The organism is Rhizobium sp. BR 314 (assembly GCF_047445805.1).
Classification (GTDB): domain Bacteria; phylum Pseudomonadota; class Alphaproteobacteria; order Rhizobiales; family Rhizobiaceae; genus Rhizobium; species Rhizobium lusitanum_B.
Genome location: NZ_JARWLA010000029.1, coordinates 14,847 through 39,174, shown reverse-complemented (window position 1 = coordinate 39,174; position 24,328 = coordinate 14,847). Strand labels below are relative to the sequence as shown.

General features: G+C 57.0%; 23 protein-coding genes and 3 pseudogenes. 13 read left to right on the top strand and 13 right to left on the bottom strand.

Annotation, left to right across the window (positions count from 1 at the left end; all coding sequences use genetic code 11):
• Positions 1–3 precede the first annotated feature (3 nt).
• From trbG to traI, 9 genes are read right to left on the bottom strand one after another with little or no spacing between them, the layout of a single operon-like run.
• Positions 4–816, bottom strand: a complete 813-nt coding sequence (gene trbG, locus QD461_RS27045) for a P-type conjugative transfer protein TrbG (protein WP_004119849.1) — start codon at positions 814–816, stop codon at positions 4–6.
• 16 nt (positions 817–832) lie between these two features.
• Positions 833–1,495: a conjugal transfer protein TrbF gene (locus QD461_RS27040; RefSeq protein ID WP_004119850.1), complete on the bottom strand. Its 663-nt coding sequence runs from the start codon at positions 1,493–1,495 to the stop codon at positions 833–835.
• A 24-nt stretch (positions 1,496–1,519) separates the two neighbouring features.
• Positions 1,520–2,698 (bottom strand): P-type conjugative transfer protein TrbL, encoded by a 1,179-nt coding sequence (trbL, locus tag QD461_RS27035; protein ID WP_004119851.1) that lies wholly within the window; start codon positions 2,696–2,698, stop codon positions 1,520–1,522.
• Between the two features lie 4 nt (positions 2,699–2,702).
• Positions 2,703–3,506 carry a P-type conjugative transfer protein TrbJ gene (gene trbJ / locus QD461_RS27030; protein ID WP_004119852.1) on the bottom strand — a complete coding sequence of 268 codons (804 nt, stop codon included), beginning with the start codon at positions 3,504–3,506 and terminating at the stop codon, positions 2,703–2,705.
• The gene (locus QD461_RS27025) at positions 3,478–5,934 is read right to left on the bottom strand and encodes a conjugal transfer protein TrbE (RefSeq protein ID WP_414090384.1); all 2,457 of its coding nucleotides are present in this window, start codon (positions 5,932–5,934) and stop codon (positions 3,478–3,480) included. Before QD461_RS27025 ends, trbJ begins: the two co-directional genes overlap by 29 nt.
• Positions 5,935–5,943: 9 nt before the next feature.
• Entirely contained in the window at positions 5,944–6,243 is a 300-nt protein-coding gene (locus QD461_RS27020) for a conjugal transfer protein TrbD (protein ID WP_004119854.1), read from the bottom strand.
• Positions 6,236–6,619: a TrbC/VirB2 family protein gene (locus tag QD461_RS27015; RefSeq protein ID WP_004119857.1), complete on the bottom strand. Its 384-nt coding sequence runs from the start codon at positions 6,617–6,619 to the stop codon at positions 6,236–6,238. Before QD461_RS27015 ends, QD461_RS27020 begins: the two co-directional genes overlap by 8 nt.
• Complete coding sequence (trbB, locus tag QD461_RS27010) at positions 6,609–7,586, bottom strand: P-type conjugative transfer ATPase TrbB (RefSeq protein ID WP_004119858.1); 978 nt, start codon at positions 7,584–7,586, stop codon at positions 6,609–6,611. The genes QD461_RS27015 and trbB overlap by 11 nt, the downstream gene beginning before the upstream one ends.
• Positions 7,583–8,221: an acyl-homoserine-lactone synthase TraI gene (traI, locus tag QD461_RS27005; RefSeq protein ID WP_004119859.1), complete on the bottom strand. Its 639-nt coding sequence runs from the start codon at positions 8,219–8,221 to the stop codon at positions 7,583–7,585. Before traI ends, trbB begins: the two co-directional genes overlap by 4 nt.
• Before the next feature lie 378 nt (positions 8,222–8,599).
• On the opposite strand from traI, the gene repA reads away from it, so the two are divergent.
• The 4 genes and pseudogenes from repA (at position 8,600) to QD461_RS26985 (ending at position 12,930) form a co-directional block, all read left to right on the top strand.
• Positions 8,600–9,820: a plasmid partitioning protein RepA gene (repA, locus tag QD461_RS27000; protein ID WP_028755142.1), complete on the top strand. Its 1,221-nt coding sequence runs from the start codon at positions 8,600–8,602 to the stop codon at positions 9,818–9,820.
• 59 nt (positions 9,821–9,879) lie between these two features.
• The gene (repB, locus tag QD461_RS26995) at positions 9,880–10,854 is read left to right on the top strand and encodes a plasmid partitioning protein RepB (protein ID WP_004119861.1); all 975 of its coding nucleotides are present in this window, start codon (positions 9,880–9,882) and stop codon (positions 10,852–10,854) included.
• Between the two features lie 161 nt (positions 10,855–11,015).
• The gene (repC, locus tag QD461_RS26990; protein ID WP_004119862.1) at positions 11,016–12,230 is read left to right on the top strand and encodes a plasmid replication protein RepC; all 1,215 of its coding nucleotides are present in this window, start codon (positions 11,016–11,018) and stop codon (positions 12,228–12,230) included.
• Positions 12,231–12,344: 114 nt separating this feature from the next.
• Positions 12,345–12,930: pseudogene (locus QD461_RS26985) on the top strand (GNAT family N-acetyltransferase).
• Here QD461_RS26985 and QD461_RS26980 read toward each other — a convergent pair.
• From QD461_RS26980 to QD461_RS26965, 4 genes and pseudogenes are all read right to left on the bottom strand, one after another.
• A complete protein-coding gene (locus QD461_RS26980; protein WP_004119863.1) occupies positions 12,879–13,082 on the bottom strand; it encodes a cold-shock protein in 204 nt (67 codons plus the stop codon). The pseudogene QD461_RS26985 and the gene QD461_RS26980 sit on opposite strands and share 52 nt — an antisense overlap.
• 140 nt (positions 13,083–13,222) lie before the next feature.
• Positions 13,223–13,675 (bottom strand): annotated as a pseudogene (locus QD461_RS26975) (DUF4172 domain-containing protein); the annotation flags it as partial.
• A gap of 285 nt (positions 13,676–13,960) precedes the next feature.
• Positions 13,961–14,878 carry a recombinase family protein gene (locus QD461_RS26970; RefSeq protein WP_004119867.1) on the bottom strand — a complete coding sequence of 306 codons (918 nt, stop codon included), beginning with the start codon at positions 14,876–14,878 and terminating at the stop codon, positions 13,961–13,963.
• A gap of 592 nt (positions 14,879–15,470) precedes the next feature.
• Positions 15,471–15,830 carry a hypothetical protein gene (locus QD461_RS26965; RefSeq protein WP_028755196.1) on the bottom strand — a complete coding sequence of 120 codons (360 nt, stop codon included), beginning with the start codon at positions 15,828–15,830 and terminating at the stop codon, positions 15,471–15,473.
• Positions 15,831–16,340: 510 nt separating this feature from the next.
• On the opposite strand from QD461_RS26965, the gene QD461_RS26960 reads away from it, so the two are divergent.
• The 9 genes and pseudogenes from QD461_RS26960 (at position 16,341) to QD461_RS26920 (ending at position 24,307) form a co-directional block, all read left to right on the top strand.
• Positions 16,341–16,718, top strand: coding sequence for a Rap1a/Tai family immunity protein (locus QD461_RS26960; RefSeq protein ID WP_004119872.1), 378 nt, complete (start codon positions 16,341–16,343; stop codon positions 16,716–16,718).
• Positions 16,715–17,641: a hypothetical protein gene (locus QD461_RS26955; protein ID WP_004119873.1), complete on the top strand. Its 927-nt coding sequence runs from the start codon at positions 16,715–16,717 to the stop codon at positions 17,639–17,641. Before QD461_RS26960 ends, QD461_RS26955 begins: the two co-directional genes overlap by 4 nt.
• Positions 17,642–17,727: 86 nt before the next feature.
• Complete coding sequence (locus tag QD461_RS26950; RefSeq protein WP_414090383.1) at positions 17,728–18,642, top strand: TRADD-N-associated membrane domain-containing protein; 915 nt, start codon at positions 17,728–17,730, stop codon at positions 18,640–18,642.
• Between the two features lie 260 nt (positions 18,643–18,902).
• Positions 18,903–19,979: pseudogene (locus QD461_RS26945) on the top strand (RHE_PE00001 family protein); the annotation flags it as partial.
• An 85-nt stretch (positions 19,980–20,064) separates the two neighbouring features.
• The gene (locus tag QD461_RS26940) at positions 20,065–20,688 is read left to right on the top strand and encodes a hypothetical protein (RefSeq protein WP_004119881.1); all 624 of its coding nucleotides are present in this window, start codon (positions 20,065–20,067) and stop codon (positions 20,686–20,688) included.
• 12 nt (positions 20,689–20,700) lie between these two features.
• Positions 20,701–21,801, top strand: a complete 1,101-nt coding sequence (locus QD461_RS26935; protein WP_004119883.1) for a helix-turn-helix domain-containing protein — start codon at positions 20,701–20,703, stop codon at positions 21,799–21,801.
• 106 nt (positions 21,802–21,907) lie between these two features.
• A complete protein-coding gene (locus tag QD461_RS26930; RefSeq protein ID WP_414090382.1) occupies positions 21,908–22,327 on the top strand; it encodes a hypothetical protein in 420 nt (139 codons plus the stop codon).
• Positions 22,328–22,333: 6 nt separating this feature from the next.
• Complete coding sequence (locus QD461_RS26925; RefSeq protein ID WP_004119888.1) at positions 22,334–23,323, top strand: hypothetical protein; 990 nt, start codon at positions 22,334–22,336, stop codon at positions 23,321–23,323.
• A gap of 258 nt (positions 23,324–23,581) precedes the next feature.
• Positions 23,582–24,307, top strand: a complete 726-nt coding sequence (locus QD461_RS26920) for a DUF5677 domain-containing protein (RefSeq protein WP_240535450.1) — start codon at positions 23,582–23,584, stop codon at positions 24,305–24,307.
• Positions 24,308–24,328: the final 21 nt, after the last annotated feature.

Below are 24,328 nucleotides of genomic sequence, written 5' to 3'. Positions count from 1 at the left end.
AGCTTAGCCTCCTCGCCGAATGGTAATCTTCTGCTGGCGCCAGCCGACGCCGGAGACGAGGATCGCCTCGTCGACGGCATAATCGACGATCATCAAGTCGTTCTTCATTCGGTAATTGACGATGCGGCTCTGGCCGCCGTGGATCACGACCAGCACCGGTGCATCCTGACCTGAGATCGACTTCGAAAACTGGATGTAGGTTTTCACGCCATCCGAATAGACCCGCGTCGGCTTCCAAGGTGCCGAGCCACTCACGGAATATGAGAAGTTCAGTTTGTCGGGTGCCGCCCCGGGAATGCCGCCGGTCTCGAGCCGGGAATTGATGTCGGCGAGCTTGGTCGAGACGTCCTCCGGATATTCGAAGCCGACGCGTGCCATGTACTGGCTCGGATGTGACTTGAGCTGGATGTAATAGGTGCGTCGCGACGTCGTGACCACCATCGAGGTGACAAGACCTACTTCCGACGGCTTGACGATCAGATGGATCGCTTGGCCGCCGATTGCACCGGAGGTGGCAGGCTCCACCTTCCAGCGAACAGTATCTCCAACGAGAACATCGCGGACGATCTCGCCGCTCTGGAGTTCGATATCGCAGACCTGCAAGGGCGAGCAGACAACGGACGGCTGGGTTTCGCCGAAGAGAAAGGTGACCTTGCCATCGGAGCCTGCCGTCACCAGTCCGGGCGCGACGCGCCATTTCCTGGAAATGGTCGTGCCATTCACCTCATTTGCCGTCATGGTCTGCGCCTCAGCGCCGCCCACAAAGACGAGTCCCGCCAAGCAGCCGGTGGCTGCAATTAGTGCTGTTCTGTGCATGTCAAATCCCCTGCCCTCAAAGCTGTGCCGTCCAGTCAAAATCCCTAACGTAGAGGCCGATCGGATTGAGGCGGATGGTCGCCTCGTCCTGCGGCGCGGTAAGCGCAACCGTCGCGATTCCGCGGAACCGGCGCGTCCCGGTTTCCTTGCCCTTCCGGTCCCGTTCGTATTCGGTCCAGTCGATCTGATAAGTCTGATTGGAGAGCGCCACTATGTTGTTGACCTCGATGGCGATCGTCGACGACTTCGCCTTTTCGAACGGCGAATTGCTGCGGAACCAGTCATTGATCTTCTGGGTCGAGGGATCGGAAGCTCGCAGAAGCGCATAGGTTCGATCGATATATTGCTTTTGCACTACGGCATCCGGTGTGACGCTGCGGAAGCTCGTTACGAAGTTGCCAAGCGTGGCGCGCACCACCCGCACATCCGCGTATTCGATCTGCTCGGGGAACCCTGAGGTGACCGAGGTGCCGAGCTTGTCGACCTGGACGATATAAGGCACCAGCTTCACCTGCGTGCTTAGGTATATCGCGTACCCGAAGCCGATCACGGCCATGGTCAGACCCAGTATGCCGACGATGCGCCATGCGGCCGCGGCCTGCACATAGGAGCCGTATCGCTCATTCCATTCCTGGCGCGCGGCAAGATACGGGTTTTCGGGAGCGCGTTTCGCTGCCATCGATCGATCACTTTCTGATTGCTATTAGTCTTTAAGTTCGGGAAGTGGCTTTGGTCCGCTGTGCCCACTGCGCGCCTGATCCAGCTTGGCGTTAGCAAGGCCTAGGATAGACCCGGCGTAGGCACCGGGAGAGCCGATGGCCTTCTCCTTGGTAGCCGAGCCCGCCGCTTTTCCTGCCGAGCCGATCCCTGCGCCGAAACCCCGCAGCATTGCGCCTGCGACGGATGACCCCGCGGCGCGCGCGGTTTGAGCCGCCGCAAATCCCGCCCCGGCAGCGCCCGCCGCGAGGAACCCTGCTCCTGTCGCAAACGATGCGGCCTGACCACCGTGCCTTATTGCCTCCATTCCGCCCGAGACGGACGCGCCCTGAACAACACCCTGCATGATGTTCGGGACGTAGATGGCGATAATGAAGACCACGACAGCGATACCAGCGATCGCAAGCGCAGTCTGGAACTGGTCGCCAATGTCGGGCTGGTCTGCCAACCCGATCAGCACCTCTGATCCGATACGCGAGATCATGACGAGCGCCATGAGTTTCATTCCGACCGAGAAGGCGTAGACCAAATATCGGACCGCGAAATCCTTTGTATAGGACGAGCCGCCAAGCCCCAGCATGATCATACCGGCAAGAAGGCCGATATACATCTCAACCATGACCGACACGAAAATCGCGGCGACAAGCGAGAATGAGATGACGACGACGACCATTGCAAAAGCAGCCGAGATCGCCAACGCGTTGTCCTCAAAAAGACCGAACTGTATCTTTTCCGACATCTTCGTTGCGACGGCGAGTCCAGCATTGAAGACGTCTGCTGGGGAGGCCGTGCCGCCTCCAGCCCCAATCTCAAACAAACTATCCACCACTGCCTTCGCAAAGGCCGGCCCCTGTCCCAAAACGAAGGCAAAAAAGCCGACGAATATGATCCGCCGGACAAGCTCGGCAAACCAGCTGTCTAGCGAAGCTGCCTGCAATGCGAGCCAGACGGCGGCGATGCCAATCTCGATTGTCGCGAGGATCCAGAACAAGGATTTCGCCGCATCCATGACAGTAGTTTCCCACCCCTTTGCGGCCGTGGTGATCTGGCTCTGTAATGAGGTCAGCACTGAACCTTCTTGGGCGACTGCCGGCTGTGCTGCCAGCATGCAGAAGGTGGCAATCACCATCGCGGTGCGGAGCCGCCGAAGACATATTGTTGTCATGTGCTTACCACTCGACTTTCATCTTTTCGCCGCCGGAGGTGGAAGGGGCAGTCCCGCTGAAGAATTTCTCACGCCGCGCCTGCGCAAGGTCCTTGTCGGTCTGTTCGGTCTGGAGCCAGGTGCCCATCATCGTCATTTGCTGCGAGACGAGGCCGCGAAGCTTCTGAATCTGGGCGACCTGTTGCGCGGCGATCTCATGCCCGACCTGCAGGGCTTTCATCTGCCCGTCGGCGGTCTCGGACATGGACCGCAGCGAGGACATCGTGCCTTCCTCGCTATCGAATTGCTCGGCCGTCAGACTCGCCGCCTTCAGCGTGCTGGCGATCGTGTCCCGGTTCGTATCGGACCAGGACTGATAGGTGGTAGAAAACGACGAATTGTCTGGCAGGTTGGTTTTAAGGCTTGAGTAGCTCTGAAAACGTTGTTGCAACACATCATCCGCATTGCCCATGGAAAACGAGATGCTCTGGCCCTGGTCGACGATGCTGCGCAGCTGGTTGAGATCGCTTTCGACCTGCCCCCACATATGCGACGGAAGCGTCGCCGTGTTCTGGAGGAGGTTTTGGTAGATATTCAGCTGCGTTTCGATCTGTTGTGCGAGCTGGCTGATCTGGGTGAGCTGGTTCTGGATCTGCTCGCCGGACTTCCCGACCAAAGCGACCAGCTCGCCATTATTGAGGACCTGCGTCCACTCGGTGGCGGCACCCGTGGCAGTTCCAGCATTTGCGGGCACGACAGTGCCGGCCATCAATGCGACAGCCGCCAGGCCAGTGAGCAATTTATTCGAGGTTGAGCAGCGCTGCGGCATCCTGAACTCCTCTCGTTCGTAGCCAGTGGATCGGCCAGTCGCGGCCGTGTTTGGAACTGAGCGTGCGGATGCGCTTCAGGTCTTCCTTGCCGGATGCGCCAACGAAACTGAGCGCCACGGGGCCGAGCGACATGTCGAAGAGCCGCCTGCCTTCGGACGTTGCGACGTAATATTCTCGCTTAGGAATCGCATTCGAAACGATCTCGATCTGTCTCTCGTTGAAGCCAATCCGCTCATAGAACTCGCGGGTCCCAGGCTCACTTGCGGCGCCGTTCGGCAGGCAAATTTTCGTGGGGCAGGATTCCTTCAACACGTCGATGATGCCGGAACGCTCAGCATCGGAAATGGATTGCGTGGCCAATACCACCGCGCAGTTCGCCTTGCGCAGCACCTTCAGCCACTCTCGGATCTTGCTCCTGAAGACCGGATGGCCGAGCATCAGCCAGGCTTCGTCTAGGACGATGAGGCTCGGTGAGCCATCGAGGCGCTTTTCGATGCGGCGGAACAGATAGGTGAGAACAGGTACGAGGTTCCGCTCGCCCATGTTCATCAACTCTTCGATCTCAAAGGTCTGGAATGAGCCAAGCAACAGTCCGTCTTTCTCAGCATCGAGAAGCTGGCCCATGGGACCATCGACGGTGTAGTGATGGAGCGCGTCCTTGATCTCGCGCATCTGTACGCCGCTTACAAAGTCCGAGAGAGATCGGCCCGCTGCACTGGCCATCAAGCCAATCTGGCGAGAGACCGCATTGCGGTGGTCCGGGGTGATGGTCACGCCCTGCAGCGCGATCAACATCTCGATCCATTCCGCGGCCCATGCGCGATCACTGTCGCTGGAGAGGTCCGACAGCGGGCAGAAGGCCAGCGCCTTCGCCTCTTCTTGAGCGTCGCCACCGATCTCATAGTGATCACCTCCGGTGGCAAGGGTCAGCGGAAGGAGAGAGTTCCCCTTGTCAAAGGCGAAGATCTGGGCGCGTTCATAGCGCCGGAACTGCGCGGCGATTAGTGCAAGCAGCGTCGACTTGCCCGAACCGGTCGGCCCAAAAATGAGTGTGTGACCGACGTCGTCGACATGTAGGTTCAGCCGGAACGGCGTCGACCCGCTCGCCACCTGCATCAGTGGCGGTGAATTCGGCGGGKAGAACGGGCACGGCGCGACAGGGGAGCCCGACCAGACAGAGTTGAGCGGAATGAGATCGGCAAGGTTGCTGGTATTGATCAGCGGTTCGCGGATGTTGCAATACCAATTGCCCGGTAGGCTGCCGAGGTAGGCATCGGTGGCGTTGAGCGTTTCGATGCGCGCCCCGAAGCCCTCCGCCTGAATAAGTCTGCGGATGGACTCTGCCTTTTCCTGCAGTCCTTCACGATCGTGATCGAAGAGAACGATGACGGGCGTGTAATAGCCGTATGCGACCAACTGCGACGAAGCCTGGGCGATAGCCTCTTCTGTCTCGGCGACCATGTTCATGGCGTCCTGATCAAGCGAACGGCTCTGCGTCTGAAAAAGCTGGTCGAAGAATGGGCGCACCTTCTGCTGCCATTTCTTGCGGGTCCGCTCCAGTTTTTGTCTGGCCTCCTGCGCGTCGAGAAAAATGAAGCGCGACGACCAGCGGTAGGTTAGCGGCATGAGATCGAGGCTGTTGAGGATCCCCGGCCAGCTCTCGGCCGGCAGGCCGTCGATCGCGACGACACCGAGGAAGCGGCTTTCAACCTTTGAGGTCAGCCCATGTTCAAGCTCGGCGGTCGCGATCCAGTCGAGAAACATGGGCACATCCGGCAGCCGGATCGGATGGTTGTCACCAGTGATGCAGAAGCGAACGAATTGGAGCAGTTCGTCGTAGCGGGCAACCCGCGCCCCTCCCCTCTCGAGAGCCTCCCGCGTTTCCATGCGACGGATCGAAAGCGTATTGGCGAAATACTGCTCGATCTCGCGGACCGCGTTCTTGAAAATGAACAGCACCGTGTCGGCATAGGTCTTCTTGCGGCTCACCTCGTCCGAGTAGATGTATTTGCTGAGCGCCGTTTTTTTGGATTCGAGCGGCCGATAGGTCAGGATCAGCGCGTGTTTACTCTCGAAATGCCCCTGTTCGCGGGCGAAATGCGCCCGCCGCTCGGCGTCGATCGCGCGAGTTACAGGATCGGGAAAGTGACAACGATTATCCGACGGATAGTCGAATGTCGGGATGCGAACTGCCTCGACCTGGATCATCCAGCCGCTCCCGAGCCGCGAGAGGATTGTATTGATATGGCGCGACAGTTCGTTGCGATCGAGGGCCGTGGCGCTCTCTGAATCTGGTCCCGCAAAATACCAGGCGGCCATCAGGCTTCCGTCTTTCAACAGGAGAACACCATTGTCGACGAGGCCGGCATAGGGGACGAGATCAGCAAAGGATGGGTCGGGGGCCCGGAAGCGTTTGAGAGCGACCATGCGTTCCTCTCAATACCGGCGCCACGGCGAGGAGGTCGCCTTGTAGTAATGCTTGTACGAGATATGGCGGACATAGACCTGTCGCATGAGCGGATCGGCCTTTGCCATCATTCTCAAGAGCCCGACGATGACAATCCAGACGCCAACGCCGAAGAGCGCCGAATAGATCGTAAGAACGACGAAGATGAGGATGACTGCGGCCAAGCCGGTGATCAGCACCAGTTCCCGGTCCGCGCCCACCAGAAGGTTCGGGCGCGACAGCGCGCGGTGGATGCGGTTCCGCTGCAGACCGGACGCGGACTCAGCCATTTGTCACTCCTGCGCCTTGGAAGCCGTCCGAGGCGACCAGCTCCCTCGTCAGGCCAATTGAAGCTCCAGTCGCGCCGAACAGGCCCACAATGGTCGTGGCACCGAGCAGAATGCCGGCGACGAGAACCACGTATACAAGTCGCCGCGCGAAGTCGTTCAACTCCCCACCAAATATGAGCATGCCGCCGGCTATGGCGACAGCCGCAAGTGCGATGTATCCTGCGACAGGTCCGGTGATCGACTCTTGAATCTGCTGCAGTGGTCCTTCCCAGGGCAGTCCGCCACCGCCCGAACTGGCGAGTGCCGGATCAAGCGAAGCGAGAACTGTCGTTAGGACAGAGAATGTGACCTTGGCGAGCGAAGGCTTACGCGACATGACGGGCCTCCTCTTCCTCATCGAGTTGGTCTGAACCGATCTGGTATTGGCCCTCCGCGAACCGTTCGATGTGGATGACGTCTCGAACCCGTCGCCCGCGCGGTGTCCGTTCAATGGAGATGATGAGGTCGACTGCCTCACCGATAACCTCGTGCATCGGCTGCTGGCTTGCTTCTGCGGTCAATTGTTCAAAGCGGCGGAGGGCCGACATGGCGGTGTTCGAGTGAATTGTCGCAACGCCTCCGGGATGACCGGTGTTCCACGCCTTCAGCAGAGTCAACGCGGCACCGTCGCGGACTTCGCCGACGACAATCCTGTCGGGGCGCAGTCGCATCGTGCTCTTCAGCAATCGTGACATATCAACGGTATCGCTGGTATGCAGAAGAACGGCGTTCTCGGCCGAACAATGAATTTCGGCGGTATCTTCGAGGATCACCAAACGGTCTTCGGGGGCGAATTTGACGATCTCATCGATCAACGCGTTCGCAAGCGTCGTTTTGCCAGAACCGGCGCCCCCGGATACGATGATGTTTCGCCTTTTGGAAATCGCCTTTCGGATCATTAAGGCGTGGCATCCCGTCAGCGCGCCTGACCGCACATATTCTTCCAGCGGAATTAGGCGTGGGGCACGGCGGCGGATCGTAAAGGCTGGCTTGGCGACCGCTGGTGGTAAAAGGCCTTCGAAGCGGTGCCCACCTATCGGGAGCTCGCCGGAGATGATCGGTTGCTTCGTGTCTACCTGGGACTGAAGGAAATGCGCCACAATTCCGATCACCGTTTCCGCGGCGACGGGGGACATTTCGCCGGCCGCCGCAACGCCGTGAGCGAGGCGCTCAATAAAGAGCTTTCCGTCCGGATTGAGCATTATTTCGATCACATCCACGTCTTCCAATGCGGCGCACAGCTTATGGCCGAGCGCGTCTTGAAGTTTGCAGACAAGCCGGTGGTGAGAGCGGAGCTGGTTCATGGATTTCTCCTTTTCCGCTGCCCATCTGGGGAGATGAATTCAGAACGGTAACTGGATGGACGAAGCCTCAGGAATGTCTCGGCGTTCACCGGTAAGGTGCCCGCGACGGCAATTGTCTTGCCAATGTTCTTTGGTTCGCCCAATCGCGATAGGTGCCACCCAACGCGTGCAAGGATCCGCTCGAATCGAAGATCGGTCACCGTGACGAGCTCCGTGTACCCATTTGCGATGCACCATTCGATGATGCCTGCGAACATGGTCAAAGTGGCCTCGTGGACGAGGCCTCCTCCGCGAAGATCGACCAAGGTTGTGTCCACGCAAAAACGGGAGCTTTCGATCATACTTGGATGGGCGTTTAGGTGTCCATGCGTTAGCAGTGACGAAAAGACATGGGTCACCATCGTCGGACCCATGGCCGGCAGGAGTCTAGCGCATCCTGCCACACGAGCGCTGTCCGATACGGCGAGTATGTAAGTCGGCTGGAGAGCGTCGAAGACGTCCGCTTCCCGGCCGTCAAGAACACCGACCTCCCAACCCAACCGATTTGAAAACACTTGAGCTCGAAGTCGATGATGTGCTTCGAGAAGGTGCTGTGCAGGAAGCCCATGTCTGGTCGATATCGCAACAACCTTCATACTGATCTCCGTCGCTTAAATTTATCGACAAAGATCAGCACGGATTAGAATGGCTGGGCAGTTGTAGAATCCTACAAGGTATTTTGGTGAGTCGCGCGCGGTTTTGGGCGACAACGCGCTGATCTGATCTCGCGTGTTATTCCCTTAGTTGTAGGAATCACCAGTGAACAAATATGCAACGAACGTTGTGACTCGGAGCGGTAACAGATTGGATTTGCAAGGGAAATACAGATGGCGGCGTTAACCATAGGTCAAGGGGCGTCCCGGCTATTAACAGTTTATTAGCCGCATTTTCCTTGCCGGCCCGCGAGAATCGGACATAATAACGGTTCAGTGGCAATATCGGGCCGAAAACCGTTATCTGAAAGATTTCTGACAATGAACGCTAATTCGATGGCTTCGCTTAAGATGCCGATGCACTTTGAAGATCAAATCCTAGAACAGGGTGATTTGATCTCGAAAAAGCTGCACCTACTTAGCGTACAACGATTCCCGCCCAACGCGAAAAAGACATTGCGAAGCTTCTCGCTGGCGGAGGTCGCGACCTATGTCGGCGTATCGCAGAGCACATTGAAAAAGCTGCATCTGGACGGAAAGGGCCCCTCCCCTCAAACATCGTCCTCCGGTCGTCGCTCCTACACCGCCGAACAGATGTTGGAACTGCGTCAATATCTGGATACGCACGGTCGATCCGACAACCGCATGTATGTTCCCCACCGGCGCGGCGGTGAAAAGCTGCAGGTGCTTGCTGTAGTCAACTTCAAAGGGGGCTCGGGGAAAACCACGACCGCCGCGCATTTAGCGCAGTACCTGGCATTGACGGGGCATCGCGTCCTTGCCGTAGACCTCGACCCTCAAGCATCCCTTTCGTCTCTGCACGGCTTCCAACCGGAGCTCGATCAGATCGCGTCCATCTATGATGCCATTCGCTATGATGGTGCGAGAAAGCCGATCTCGGAGATCATCCAGACCACTAATTTTCCTGGATTGGACATTGTCCCTGCAAACCTCGATTTGCAGGAGTATGAATATGACACGCCGCTTGCGATGTCTGATAAGTCTTCTAATGAAGGCAAAACGTTTTTCACCCGCATATCGCGGGCTTTGGCTGAGGTCGACGATCGTTATGATGTCGTCGTCGTCGACTGTCCACCGCAGCTCGGATATTTGACGCTGACCGCACTGACCGCAGCTACAAGTGTTCTGATAACAATCCATCCGCAGATGCTCGACGTGATGTCGATGGGTCAGTTCCTTCTGATGCTTGGTGGAATCCTAAAGCCGATCCGTGCCGCTGGTGCGGAAGTGAACCTCTCCTGGTACAGATACTTGATTACGCGCTACGAGCCGACCGATGTTCCGCAAGCCCAGATGGTCGGCTTTATGTCCACGATGTTCAACGAGTTCATACTAAAGAACCAGATGGTGAAGTCGACGGCGGTTTCAGATGCCGGAATTACCAAGCAAACTCTGTACGAAGTCGATCGGGCATCCATGAATAGAGGCACGTATGACCGTGCGATGGAATCGTTGGATGCAGTGAATGCTGAAATTGCCGGCCTCGTTCACGAGTCATGGGGACGTCGATTTGTCAGCTGACAAAAACGAACGTTTTATGCGGAAAAACAAGCAGCTAACGGCTGCTCGGAGCAAATGAGATGGCACGGAAAAATCTGCTCGAGGGACTTGCTGACCTGCATGAAGATAGCGGCACGGCACCTGCATATCCAATGCGAGGCGCAGGCAAATCTCTCGTGCGTTCGCTGGACGAGCTGGCAAAGCAGGCTGACAAATATCTCGAAGGCGAGGCAATTATCGAACTTGATCCGGCACAAATTGAAGGCTCCTTCGTAAAGGATCGGATATCAGACGACGACGGCGAGTATCAAGATCTGCTAGAGGCAATTAGGGTACGTGGGCAGGATACGCCTATTCTCGTGCGGCCCCATACAAAGGTCGATGGTCTTTATCAGGTTGTCTTCGGCCACAGACGGGTAAGGGCAGCAAGGGACCTCGGCAGAAAAGTCCGGGCTATTGTCAAGGCAATCGACGACCGTTCCCATGTCATTGCTCAAGGGCAGGAAAATTCCGCGCGCGCGAATCTCTCTTTTATCGAAAGGGCGTTATTTGCCAAGCGCCTGGATGATCTTGGTTACGGCCGAGAGGTGATTTCCTTGGCATTGTCCGCGAATGCGGCTTCGGTCTCGAAGATGATGACGGTGGCAGAGCGCATCTCGGCTAACGTCATAGAAAAAATCGGGTCGGCTCCCGGTGTGGGCCGAGAGCGCTGGATAGAGCTTTCACTTCTAGTCGGAAAATTCGCCAATAGCGGCAAAGTGTCAGAAGTTTTGAGCACGGACGGCTTCGACGCATTGCCGTCCGATGAACGCTTTTCATCTCTGTACAAGGCGCTCAACAGAACAGCGCGGCCCGTGAGGAAGGCGGAGGTTTCGACTCAAAAGGCGAAGTGGCAGCCCCGGGACAAGGCAGTGCAGGCCGAAATCAAGAATACGGGCAAAGCTTTCTCGCTCTCGATGAAGGCGAAGAATGCTGGCCGTTTCGGAGAATATCTTTCCCGCAATTTGGATGCGCTCTACGAGCAATTCCTGAAGGAGGGAAGCAAAGGAGACTGAAGCCGCAAAAGAAAAAGGCCCCCAAACGACCAAGTCGTGGAAGCCCTTCTCGTATTCCCTAAGCAAGATTGAGAATCGCATTTCCACGAATCCCTGTCAAGAGTCGTAACCGTCGATTTGGCGGGCGGATCTCTTTTGCCTCAATTAAGGTGAGAGAAAAAATGCAGATTGGAAGTGTGACGACGCCCTTCGGGCGGCGGCCGATATCGCTTGCCCAGGTAAGAGGGCAAATGAAAACGGCTGAGATGCGGCCAGGTAAGACGGCCGACAAATGGAAGATCTTTCGCGATGCCTCGGAGGCGAGGGCAGTGCTCGGCATTCAGGACCGCGCCCTTGCCGTTCTTGATGCGCTCTTGACCTTCTATCCCGACAATGAGCTTTCGGAAGAGCGCGGCCTGGTGGTGTTCCCATCAAATGAACAGCTTTCCGTTCGAGCGCATGGTATTGCTGGCACGACATTGCGCCGCCACCTTGCTGCACTCGTCGATGCTGGACTGATCCAGCGCAAAGACAGTGCTAATGGCAAACGATACGCCCGAAAGGACAATGGCGGCCAGATCGAAGATGCGTTCGGCTTCAGCCTCGCGCCGCTGCTTGCTCGCGCCGAAGAGCTTGCGCAGCTCGCACAGCAGATAGCAGCCGAGCGCCGGCACTTCCGCAGCGCCAAGGAAGCACTGACGATCTGCCGTCGTGACGTTCGTAAGCTGCTGACGGCTGCGATAGAAGAGGGCGCTTCTGGCGATTGGGAAAAGCTGGAGGGCTACTACGTGCAGCTGCTCGCAGGCATCCCCCGCTCCCCAACCCTCAAAGATATTGAATCCGTCCTCGACGAAATGCGAATGTTGCGTGAAGAGATCATCAACCAACTGGAATTTCAGGAAGATTCTCAAAAAACAGATACCAATGATGTCCAAATTGGACGTCACATACAGAATTCAAAACCCGAATCCAGCAATGAATTTGAACCTCGCTCTGAAACAGAGCAGGGGGCGAAATCGAACCCAGACATTGGGCGAATGCGAGAGCCGATAAAGGCTTTTCCACTGGGAATGGTCTTGCAGGCCTGCCCTGAGATTTCGAATTACGGGCCGGGCGGGGCGGTCGGGAGTTGGCGCGATCTCATGTCAGCCGCGGTGGTCGTGCGATCGATGCTGGCCGTCAGTCCGAGTGCCTACCAGAATGCCTGTGAGGCACTCGGTGCCGAGAATGCTGCGGCCGTGATGGCCTGCATCCTCGAAAGGGCAGGGCACATCAACAATGCGGGCGGTTATTTGCGTGACCTCACCCGCAAGGCAGAACGCGGAGAGTTTTCACTTGGGCCGATGTTGATGGCGCTGATGCGAACGAATGGTTCGCCAGGCCGGAGAGCATCATGAGCTGCAAAAAGCTGATGCTGTTTGGAGACCGCAGCAAGGTGAGATCCTGGCTTGTGGTCTCCCGAGTATCGCCGATAAGCTATCAATCTAAAGTGGGGTCGCTGAAAACAGCATATTCGAAGGGCCGTAACCTCGGATGCAAAGAGCTGTGTAGCCTTCTGAACGAAATCATCCGGACATCCGCGCCGGCGGAACAACGGCGCTGGAGACGCTGCTTTCGGCCGCGGGGTTCGCGGAGTGGTTTATTGATCGCAAGTTACGATCGGCTGCTTGTCGGCTGTCAGTTGTTAAGCCTGTACGGCGATCCACCGTTTTGTCGACATCCCTACATTTGCACGCGCGAACCCAAAGATATCCAGCGTCGACAGCTCTTTTTACCGCAACTCGGACAACAGCCGAAGAACTCGTGTTCGAAATTCATCAATGCGACCGTACGTGCCGATAACATCATGAGTCTTGCTATTGCACCAAGATGGGGTTTGAGGGCTATGCTAGTCTCATAGACGTTCCGCTTCTGGATGTGACACCCTTCGACCGGGCCAAGAAGTTGGGCGCTGCGCCTTTGGCACAGGCCGAGATCTCGCAATTTAAGAGCAGGTGGCCCCGAGGCGCTTTTGAGCCCGTTGCCGCCGCTCCGGTCAATTGGCCTCAGAGCGGTCTGACGTTTTCCGCCTTTAACTTGCCGGTCTTCCGATCCTGACCGAGATCGTAGGAAACGGACTGTCCCTCTCTGAGATAATCGCCATATTGCAGGGCGGTGACATGCACGAAAACGTCGCCTCCTCCGCTTTCCGGCGTGATGAAACCAAAGCCTTTATCGGCGTTGAAGAACTTAACCTTGCCAGTTGGCATAACAATCCTCGTGTCTTCGCAGTTTAGGCAGCAAACTAACGACCAGCCACAGCAAGAATCAAGCCAGTCTGCTTCCGCCGAGTGATGTCGCGCTCTTTGGATAGAGTGGACGAAAGGCCGTGCCCCAGCCGTTGTTTCTATCACTCTGGCTCCGGCAGGTTTAAGGTGTAACGCGTATGTCGGCGTTCACCGCTGCGGTTCATTGCCCCCTTCTCCACCATATCATGAAGGTCTCGAGTCGCCGTTGCCCGGGAAGCCCCTGTGATCGAGATGTAATTTTCCGCGCTCAGGCCACCTTTGAAGCCTTCAATCCCTTCGCGGAACATGCGGGAGATCGCCTTGGCGATTGTTGAACTGGTCGCGGAACCGTTCATAGAACTTTGCCTTGCGGATATAAAACGCAACGCGCGTGAGAGTCGTCTGCTGCGCATCGAGAATGGTTTGCAAGAAGTAGAGTAGATGAGCCTTTCGATTATATCGAGCTTACGCTGATTTGTTTCGAGCTCTCCGTAATAAGCCTTGCGGCTCCTTTTGATCGTATATGCAAGCGAGATCAGGCTCGGTTGCCCGATGTTTTGCGCGAGCGACTTTTGAGGGCCGAACAAGCAGCCCAGCAGGTCGCCGCGCTGAAGAAAGATCGTGACGAGCCGGCATACCATCATGCGGGTTCGAGACGAGAAACCACCTCGGTCGTTGGCAGAAGGAACAATGATGACCGGCTACACCATTGAACCGGACGGGCGTCAGGTGGAGGAGGAAATCCACCTTGGCGGGGTTGGCCGAACAGGTCGTGGCAAGCACGGATTGGAAGGAGATCTCCGCCGGGAAAGGAAGCTCGCGGGGCAAAAAGCGCGGGCGCTCCCTTATGAATCAGCTAGTCAAGGACGAACTAACCCGAAGCGATGTGCCTCGTCCAACAGCGCCCTAACGGAAGAGGGCTGCCACCTCCTGCCACCACGCGCCGGCCGTTCCCCCATCTGATCCAGTTGCGCGGCAATGTCGCGCAGCGACAAACTGGGGTCGGCGATGGTGATCGCGGCGACCAACTTCATCAAATGATCTTCGGGCGCGCGGCGCGGTGAGCGGGCCAGCAGCTCTGGCTCTGCAAGCTTCTCACGAACCATCCGATGCACCGCGCGGCGTAATCGTTGGACCGTCCAGTGATGACCGCGACGGTTAAGGACGCGCACGACGTTGTCCCAACTATGCTGTGGCCTGAGCTGCCTCACGGTCGGCAGCCAGGTCTGTGCCGACGAAATCAGTTCGTCGAGATAAAGTTTCTCGCGTGCTTTCGACACCGCCTTGATCGCCTCCGGTCGGCGCTCGCGCAGACCGGGATTTCCGGGAAGCTTCCCTCTGGCTTTCGCAGCCTTGATGCCAGCTTTGGTTCGTTCGGCGATCAGGGCGCGCTCAAGCTGGGCGACGGCGCCGAGCACCTGCAAGGAAAACATTCCCTGCGGCGTGGACGTATCGATCGGATCGCGCAGCGAGCGGAAATGAACTCCGCGCTTTTCGAGGTCTTCAATCACGTGAAGCAGATGGCTGACTGATCGGGCCAAGCGATCGAGACGAACGACGACTAGCACGTCGCCAGAGGTGAGATCCTTCAGCACTTTGGTGAGCACCGGTCTTGTGCGGGATAACCCGGATCCGTGCTCCTGATGAATGCGATCGCAGCCGGCGGCGCGCAACTCATCGACCTGGGCATCGTTGAGCTGATCGTCAGTCGAAACCCGGGCGTATCCGATCAGCCGGGGCCGCGGAGAGGGGGAGCTGGCGATTGCAACCTGGGGCATTCGTTCTGGCTCTTTTTTGATGGCCTTTGTACAGATAATGAATGCATGAGAAAATGGGGATTTGCAAGCGTGTTTTATGACAAAAATGGGAGGCGATAGAGAGCGTTCTATGACGTGAGGCAGGCATCGACCCATCGCCGCCCGAGAACGCACGTCAGCGGGCATCTATGGCGAAAACGCAGGGAAATCGGCTATTTCGGAAGAGGTCGCTCCGGCTCCGGCTTTTTGATGAGGTTCTGACGCCGAGAGGCGGTCGGGGAGGGGAAGAGCTCGACCGGTTCAGCACGCGTTATTTCCGCTCAATCAGGCAGAATTTCCAGCGACCCAAAATGAAAAGCCCTCAAGGGGCCCGGATTTGCGGCTTTTCCGCCAATTCTCACGGACAAATACGCTATCTCTTGCCGCCAAAAACCATCACCTATCGATACGCAGTACTTATCGGAAGTGATTGCCCATCCACGGCGCCGTCCCGAGTGACGGAAGCAATGGCTTAAATAGCTTCTGTTCTGGAAAAGAACAACGTTAATTCATATGGGTAACGAGATGGAAACGGCCAACATTCCCGGATAAAAGGGGTACGTGGGTGTCGCTTTTAGCTAAGAATTTCATTGATATGCAGATGGTAGGGAGGGGAGGTTCCGGGCGTGGGGAGTTGTGTAGCCTCGATGGTTTCTGGAACGATCAGATTTTGTACCGCCTCTGACCAGATAAGTATTGCTCTATCGGGATCACAAGGCCTCCTAAGTGGCGCGGCAGGGCGTAACGAGGCGAGATAAGACGCCACGTTGCGCCCGTTTGCGCGCCAATTATACCAGTGATTTCGGCGCTTAAACGGCCGCATTTCGACGTTTTTGGCGCCCTCCCTCTGCATGTCGCGGGCTATGGCTTTGGCCACCTCGCGGTCGCTGAAAGTGAGGCCGATCGGCTTTCCGTTCTGATAAATTTCATGCATGTCAGGTCCTTTCTAAGGGCGGAATGCCCGACGCGTGGAAAATATAAGATGAGTTACATTTGTCGCCGTCCCTGATTCAGCGTCCGAACCTGCTCCTCAAGATGCTCGGTTGCCGTCGTCGCGGCTCATGCGGTCGCGTTGCAGACCGGCGGCCATCAACTCCCATGAGGACGGTGGCTTGGCGGCTCCGGCACTAGCTCGGTGATGAAAGAAAGATGCGCCGTTTCCATTGGCTGCGCCACCACTTAGCAATTCCGATTTTCATCCCAATCGGCGGTGGAACATGCACTTTTCATCGCCGCGCCCATCAAAGGACGGTACCGAAAGTTCTTTACCATTGAACTGCGTCAGCGCGAGCAGGGCGGTCTTGGCGTCAAGCTCGAGGTGCATCGGACAACTGCGCACGGCCACGGGTACGTGAAGAAAAACCAAGGGAAGCAAGCGAATTGACCCTGTTGCAGTTACCGGTTGCACTCGATAATCTGCCCCCAACTTGGGTTGGGGAAGATCATGAAACGGATGATACTGGCGGCTGCAGCCGCCCTTTTTGCGACCGGCGCCAATGCTATGATGGCCCAGGATTTGGCGCGCGACTGCAAGAGCAGCATCACACTTGCCGGAAATTACGTCATGGGCTTCATGGAGAAATGGCGCGAGGATGAGATTGTATTCGATAGCGTCGTTAAGATGGGCATGAAGGACGAGCAAATGCTCGGGATCGCTCGGGAGAGCATTCTCGGGAAATTCTGCATCCCGAAGGGCGCCAATGTCGCCCGCGCCATCGTGATTGGCTGCGACTGGGTGACGACGCATCCCGAGAAGGGAACCTGGCCGGCCGAGCGTTCGTTGATGGCTCCCTATAAAGCTGCATGGCCTTGCGACCAATGACCAAGACCGCGACTATCCAATCCCATGTGAGCGTAAATTCCGTGATCTGGATCACGTCCCTGCATGAGAGCGAGCACGGGGTGACCCTCCGCGTCCTCGAAGATTTGGAACCCTTGTTGCAGGCCAACCAGATCTTCTTCATGAAATTTGAGCCGAAGAGCGCCGCTGATCTTCTGGGATTCTTGGATTATGTGGCGAAGGTGGTTGAAGACGGCCTGCTGCCGATCATCCATTTCGATACCCATGGCGATGAGGACATGGGTATTCATATCGTCGCCTCGAACGAGGATTGCAGCTGGGCCGAGATCACAGAGAGACTGCGCGCGATCAACATAGCCACGGCCAATAACCTGTGCGTCATCTCGCTGGCCTGTTTCAGCTTTCATCTCGTGAAAGAAATTCATGTCACGACCCGCGCGCCATTCTACATATTGGCCGCGCCCCAAAACAAAGTTACGGCAGGCGATGCGGAGGATTCTGTGGTCCGGTTTTACCGGCACGTCTTCGAGAAGAGCGAGCTTATCGGTGCGTTCCGAGCAGTCCTGAAAGACAAGCTGCTCCTCATGCATAGCGAGGAGCTGCTGTTCACGTCGCTAGTGCGTTACGTCCGTGCATTTTGCATGGGCAAGGGCGTTCAGAAGAGGGTTGATGAGCACCTCACCGAGGCACGGAATCTGGGCTACCTGACCAATGGTTCGGATATCGCGTCCTTCCGCAAGGCGGTCAAAGCCAATCTTTTGGCAGACCAGTCGCTTGTTGACCGATTTGTGGAGATGTTCCTGCTTGGCCGTCCGGTCGGCTATGACATCGAGGCCGTGAAGAAGGCCGCACGGGCTCTGCCAGATCCCTACGCGGACGGGAAGCGGAAGCGGCCGACCGTGGCCGATAGCATTAAGGGCATGACGCTGCCGCCATTGAAGTGACGACGCGCCCGCTCGATTTATTCCGCGCCAGGGTTGTATAGGCACGATTCGTAAAGGTTGAGAGAGTACAGATGACTGTCGCGAATTTGTTCGGCGGGGGCTTCATGTATCAGCTTATTCTTACCGTCATCCTCGTAATCGTTGAAGTCCTTCGGTACTCGCCGAAGGTTCGCTGGGCGGTCGCAATCATTTCCATTTTGACCATTGCCGGAAGCTTCTATGTCGTCTTCTATTTGGCAACAAGCCACGTGTTCGTGCAAGGCTATGAATATAAGCCGCACGACCTTCAGCCGGGCATCACTATAGGGGTCGTCTTCGCCCTGTTCATGCTCGTGATGGTCGCTTTCAGCGTGATCGACCGTGATAAGCTCAAGGCAATCGTAGATCGTGACAGCGACGACCAGCTTCTCAGGGCGTGGGCATCCAGCTTCACTCCCTTGCTCGACGCGCAGTCTGGAGGCGCGGGCGGCGATGCCAAGATGGCGCCGCAAACCGAAAGCGCTGCCAAGTCCGACGACGACATTATTCAGGGCATCAAAGCGAACCTCCGTCAGCTGATCGAATACTACATCATGAACAAAAGTCAGGCGCGCAGGAGTTACACTGCCAGCCTGACCGCCATCGTTGCCGGTTTCGGGACGATCATTGGGGGTACGTGGTGGGCGTTCTCCTCGGGCCGAAGCGATGGGACGGCATATATCGTTCCCTTAGCGGGTGTACTGCTTCAATTCATCGGCGGAGGCTATTTCTATCTCTATAACCGAAGCCTGATTCAGCTTAATTTCTTCTTCTCCCGTCTGGCGCAAATGCAGGACACGCTTTTGGCAATCCATCTTGCCGAGTCCTTGCCAGAGGGAAAGGAAAGGGCGAAGGCCGTGGACAGGCTGATATTCATTGTAGCGGAACGCAGCACGACCGCGCCCGCTTACCTTCCGGACCCAGCGGCAAAGAAGCCAGCGGCAAGGCGCACCAGAACGCAACCCGAGCCAGCCGCCGAGTAGCGCGACCGACTACGCGTAATGCTTGCCAGCGTGATGAAGCTGCACGTCGCACCTTTGCATAAGCGCGGCACGCCTTTGACGACGCCGACCACTGCTCTCCCTCGATCGAGCGAGCCGACATTGATGTTCGATCTTGAAATCGTTTTGGCAAAGAGACGTTTCAGTGAAATCGTTAGCGGAAAATCGCCCTTCATTTATCGGCTAAACCTAACAGACATATGAAGTTTTCCCATTTGAAATAACAAAGTAGAAGCCACACTTTTCGAGCCGGCATTGAGTTGGCGCGTCTCGACGAGCGCATCGCCCGCTCCGCGGTCGGACAGGGGTGGATCGAACGGTCGCACTTTGCCGACGCCTGCGCCTCGCTGTGGATCGACGGCGAACTTGTTCACCTCGAAGACCTCGTCCTCCACGACGACACCCGCGATATTCGCACACCCACCCATGAACTGACAATCGCCCGCGACGCGTTGCGCACCCGGCGACGCATTGCCGCGCAACCACCGGTCTGGGCACTGTCGCCCGACGGCATTCGCACGCTCAGGCAAACCTCGGATGTGACATCGGTCAGGGCCGATGATGCTGAGTCGGGCGCCGCCGCCAAGCGGCCTGTCGCTGTCGAGCCGATAGGGGAGGGGGACGATGCTGACGACGCCAAAGATCTGCCTGGCGTCGATTATGCCGCCATTGATGCGCTGCTGGCCCGGTCCGAGGCGGCGATCGAGAACGCACGGTCCGGACGGGCCGGCGCGCAAGAAAAAGATCCCATGATCTACGATCTCGATTGGGACGAGGACGCGCGGCTGGGCGAGTGGCGCAACGTGTTGCGGCAGACCGATGATCTGCCGGCGGTGCTGCAGGCGATTGTCGCCCTCGATGCCTGGAACGAGATTGCGGTGCTGCAGCACGCGCCCTGGCTTGGACGACTGTTGGCCGCCTCGATCCTCCGCCAGGCCGGTGTCACCACGGCCGCACATCTCGCAGCCATCAATCTCGGACTAAAAACCATTCCCGTCGATCGGCGCCGACATCGCGATCGAGAAACCCGGCTGCTCGCCATCGCCCATGGACTGGTCGCGGCCGCCGAGATCGGGCTGAAAGAGCATGATCGGCTGACGCTGGTGAAAACGATGATGGACCGAAAACTGGACGGGCGCCGGACGTCGTCAAAACTGCCGGAGCTGGTCGAGCTGGTGATGGCGAAACCGCTGGTGTCGGCTAAGATGGTCGTAACGACGCTGGGCGTCACGCCGCAGGCGGCGCGGCGGATCGTTGGCGAGCTCGGATTGCGCGAGATGACGGGGCGGGGGAGGTTTCGCGCCTGGAGCGTCCTGTGAATTAGCCGAATACATTCTTCTAGCTTGACCATGTTAATTTTTTCCTCCACAAATGAGGTAGAGAACATTAACATGAGTAGGCGGCATGGAAAATATCAGCCCAAAGACAATCACTGATCCTGAGATTGGCGACCTTTACCTTGCTCGTCTGGAACTTGAGCGTGAGAAATTGATCGCGGCAGGTCATCACGCACTTGCTGCTGCTGCGACTGCCTCACCACTGCATCCCACCAATGCCGCCGGCATGTTCGCGTATATGGACGGAGTGAAGGGCCTTCGAGCCGAAAACCTCGGTGGAAATTGGGAGATCTTTAGCGAGGAAGGTGTGGAAGGCATCCGCAATGACGTCCTCAAGCTTCGAGTTCTCTTTGTAAATGTCAATCAAGCCTGCCGCAAAGCGGATCCTAGAGCGCGGTCTCGAAAAGGCGCTGGCTCCGAGCGCGTGGCTTGTGGCGATATGTTTGAAGCTGCCGGTATCGACCTCCCTATCAGCGTGGTCAAGTTTCATGGAGACCACAAAACATATTACCTGATGGTCGATCAGTTTGGCGCAATGGAACTCAGCTTACCTGTGGTGAAGAATGGCCAATTCCTTCGCTGTATCGATCGCGTATTTTTGATTGAGGGTGGCGATCTGGACGCGGTCGATTTTGGCATCAATGAACCGACCAACGATCCGGATCTGGATATCGTCGTCAGTCGAAAATAAAGCCGAACAATCATGTTCAATGGAAAGAGACTCAGCCTCGCCAGGAAAAGGCAGAAGCTGACAGCGAAGGAACTCGCAGAAAAGGCCGGCGTATCGCCGGTCACAATCACGCGGCTTGAAACCGGTCAGAACCAGGCGGATTCTGGAACACTTGAGAAGCTCGCAGAGGTTCTCGGTTATCCCGTGCAGTTTTTCTTCAAGGAGGACCCCGCACTCCTTTCAGCAGAAATCGTCAGCTTTCGCAGCCTGTCGAGCATGACCGCGAAAGAACGAAACGCTGCCCTTTCGGCCGGCGATAACGGGGTCGAAGTCTATGAGTGGCTTGAAAATCGATACAATCTACCGGCGTTGGATTTGCCGCATTTCGACCCGGAATTGACACCTGAAGCTGCCGCCGATGCTCTCCGCCAGCACTGGGGCCTCAGTTACCAACCCATCGCAAACATGATGAAACTGATGGAGGCCAAAGGCATCCGCGTCCTGGGGCTAGAAGAAACCACCGCAAATGTCGATGCATTCTCGTTCTGGCAAAATGACAAAGCGTATGTGTTTCTGAATTCGTTCAAATCGGCGGAGCGTAGTATTTTTGATGCGGCTCACGAACTGGGCCATTTGGTCCTGCACAGGCATGGCCAAACCTCAGGCGCGGACGAAGATACACGCACGGCCGAGGTGGAGGCAAACCGCTTCGCTTCCGCCTTTCTAATGCCGGAGGAAGACGTCAGGGTCAGAATGCCCCGTCTTATAACGGCTGATCTCATTTTACGGGCGAAGAAAAGGTGGCGCGTCTCGGCAATGGCGCTGGCATACCGACTGGCACATCTTACCAGACCCATGCTCTCCGAATGGCAATACCGTTCCATATGTATCGAGCTTGGGAAACGCGGTTATCGCACGAGCGAGCCTGATGGCATCCCCAGGGAAACGTCTGTGCTATGGGGGAAGGTTTTATCCCAGCTTTGGGCGGAGCGGAAAAGTCTCGTGGACGTTGCCGATGAGCTATCGCTTCCAATGACTGAGGTCGAACGACTTTTATTTTGTATTCTGCCCCAGCACGGTACCGACAATGAGGGTGGTGAAGTCCGACGCTCAAAGCTCAGTATCGTGAAATAGACGTCAAGATTGAGTGGACGCGATGACCAGGGATCACACGAGTCATGGCAAATGGTCCGAAGCTGGGGTGCCCAAAAAGGGATGGTCATGTGTCGGGATCGAGGATTTGGGTGAGCCTTCCCAGCTTTGCGAAATGTGCGAAAGCGTCACCATCCGCTACGTCCATTATATGGAGCACGGCCAGACCACGGAAGCATTGGCCGTTGACTGCGTCTGTGCCGAACATATGGAAGAGGACTATGTCCGTCCGAAAGAACGGGAGAGGGGATTAAGGAGCCTCGCCAAACGCCGTAGGACATGGGCCGAGCGCTCATGGAAACGTTCGGCCAAGGGCAATGATTACATCAACACCGAAGGGTATAATCTGACGGTATTCCCTAAAAATGCAGGCTTTGGCGTGGTGGTGACGAACCGCAAGAACGGTGCGACCCGCAGCGGCAACAAGGAATTCGCATCCGTGGAAGAGGCAAGGGCAGGGGCGTTGAGCGCGCTGGTCTGGGCCAAGACGCATTTGCAGTCAGAGTGAGGAAGCATGACGGAGACCACCGAGGAAGAGCGACCGATCACCGTGCCCAGCATTGGTATTTCAGTCCAAGGCATGGAAGAAAAAGCAGGCGAGAAGCTCGCCTATTGCGTCGGCGATTATGTGCGGGAGTTGAGCCGTTACATCAATCTCGAGCGGCTGGACGGCATCACCATCGCCGTCGATTACAAGGAAGCGCTTCTCGCACTCGATAGAGGATATGAGACGGACCACCGCCTAACGCCCAGCTCCGAGCTGGTCGAAGGCGTTGCGATGGCGCCGAGCGTCATCCGTGACGGTATTCTCAAATCGCATTTGGTACTGAACGCTGCCTATATCTATTCACTGCCGGACGAGAAAGATGAGCACTATGCCCATTCCCTGCATCTGCTCGCTCATGAATGCGCACATGTCGAACTCGCCATGACGACTGACAAGGCGTTCCCCGATACGCTGCTGAAAAAAATCTACGATGATGCCGCAGATGCCTGCGAAGGGCAGGCCGAAAACGCCTGCTGGGATGAGTATGCGGCTTGCCGCATCGCAGCCCCGTTCGGCCGAGATCCTCTGCAGGATTACACCAATGCATTCATCACCCATCTCGAGGAGACGATGAACCGGGCAAACGAATGTATCCGACGCTATCGCACCGATCACGACCATGACCGAATACTCTCCGAGGTCCTGCGGTATTACCAGAACCTGATGACGAGCGGCAGTTATCTGCTCGGCCATATGGACGGTCACGGCTTGACGATAGACGATGTGCCTGCGGTTCGCAGGGCGCTGGGAGGGCATTGGTTCGCGCCGTTTTTCGAAAGGCTGCGCACCGCGCTAAGAGAACTGTGGGCCAGGTACGGGCAATGGGAAGATCGAAGCGAATTCGCACCGATCGGCGAGATCATCATCGATGTGCTGGGCGAGGGTGGCTTCTTCTTCCAATGGGATGAGCACGGCAATTGCGGCTTCCGCATTCCGTTCACGTTCGCCACGATGTAGGAACGGCCATATAAAGACACGGGTGCTCTCCAGTACCAGGCTGACGGTACGGAAAAGGCTGCTGCGGTCCAGTTCGCCTCTCTCGACAAAGGTTTGGCGCTGACGGCTGCCGACTTCCTGATTATCGCATAGTCGCATCGCATTCCGCCGAACCATTTGGCGGTGGGATTATCCTCCGGATAGCTATTTGACTCCACATGTACCGGTGGCAACCAGGAAGAATCGCATGAATGATGATCAGCCCCAGATAAATGAAGCATGGCTGCAATGGATGAGGGATTTCCGCATGGCTCGGCGAAGCTCGCGGACGTGGACAGCTTCGATGCGCCGGAAGGCGAAGAGCCCGAACTGCTGTTCGTGAAATTCGCGCTGTTCGCCCGTGCCCTGACATTGTTCGACACGGCATTGTTGCTCGCTGAGCATGACAAGGTGCTCGATGTGCGCAGTACCTGCCGCAAGGTCGTCGAATGCGCGATCCATATGGATGCAGCGTGCCGCAAGCCTGACTATTTGCAGGCGCTCAAGGATGACGAAGCCACGAGTAAATGGTCGAGAGCCAAGGCGTTAAAGGACATGCAGACGGACCTTGATGCCGGCTCGCATAAGCTGCTGCAGGAATTCCTGAATGACAAGAAGGGCGCGCAGCTCAAGCCGAGTGACCTGAGCAAGGACAGCCAGTTCCCGCGCATGGCGCACATGTATCGTGAGATCTCGGCCGACACGGCACATGTCACCTACAGCTCGCTATTACGGCATCGTTCGTTCCTGCCGGACGGGACCGCATTGTTCAGCCTCGATCCTCTGCTGGAGGAAGACGAGCTGCAGGAGACGCTGAACATACTCGGCCTCTCCGTTTTGCTGTGCGTCTTCAGCCTTGTGCGCATGATACTCACCATGGTGGGCGACGAAGCATTCTATAACCTGCATGCCCGCTATAAGGTGCTTGCCGCCGGCGGGCAGGCGCAGCTGGGTGAAACCGCATGAGGTGAGGGGAGAGAGGGGCTA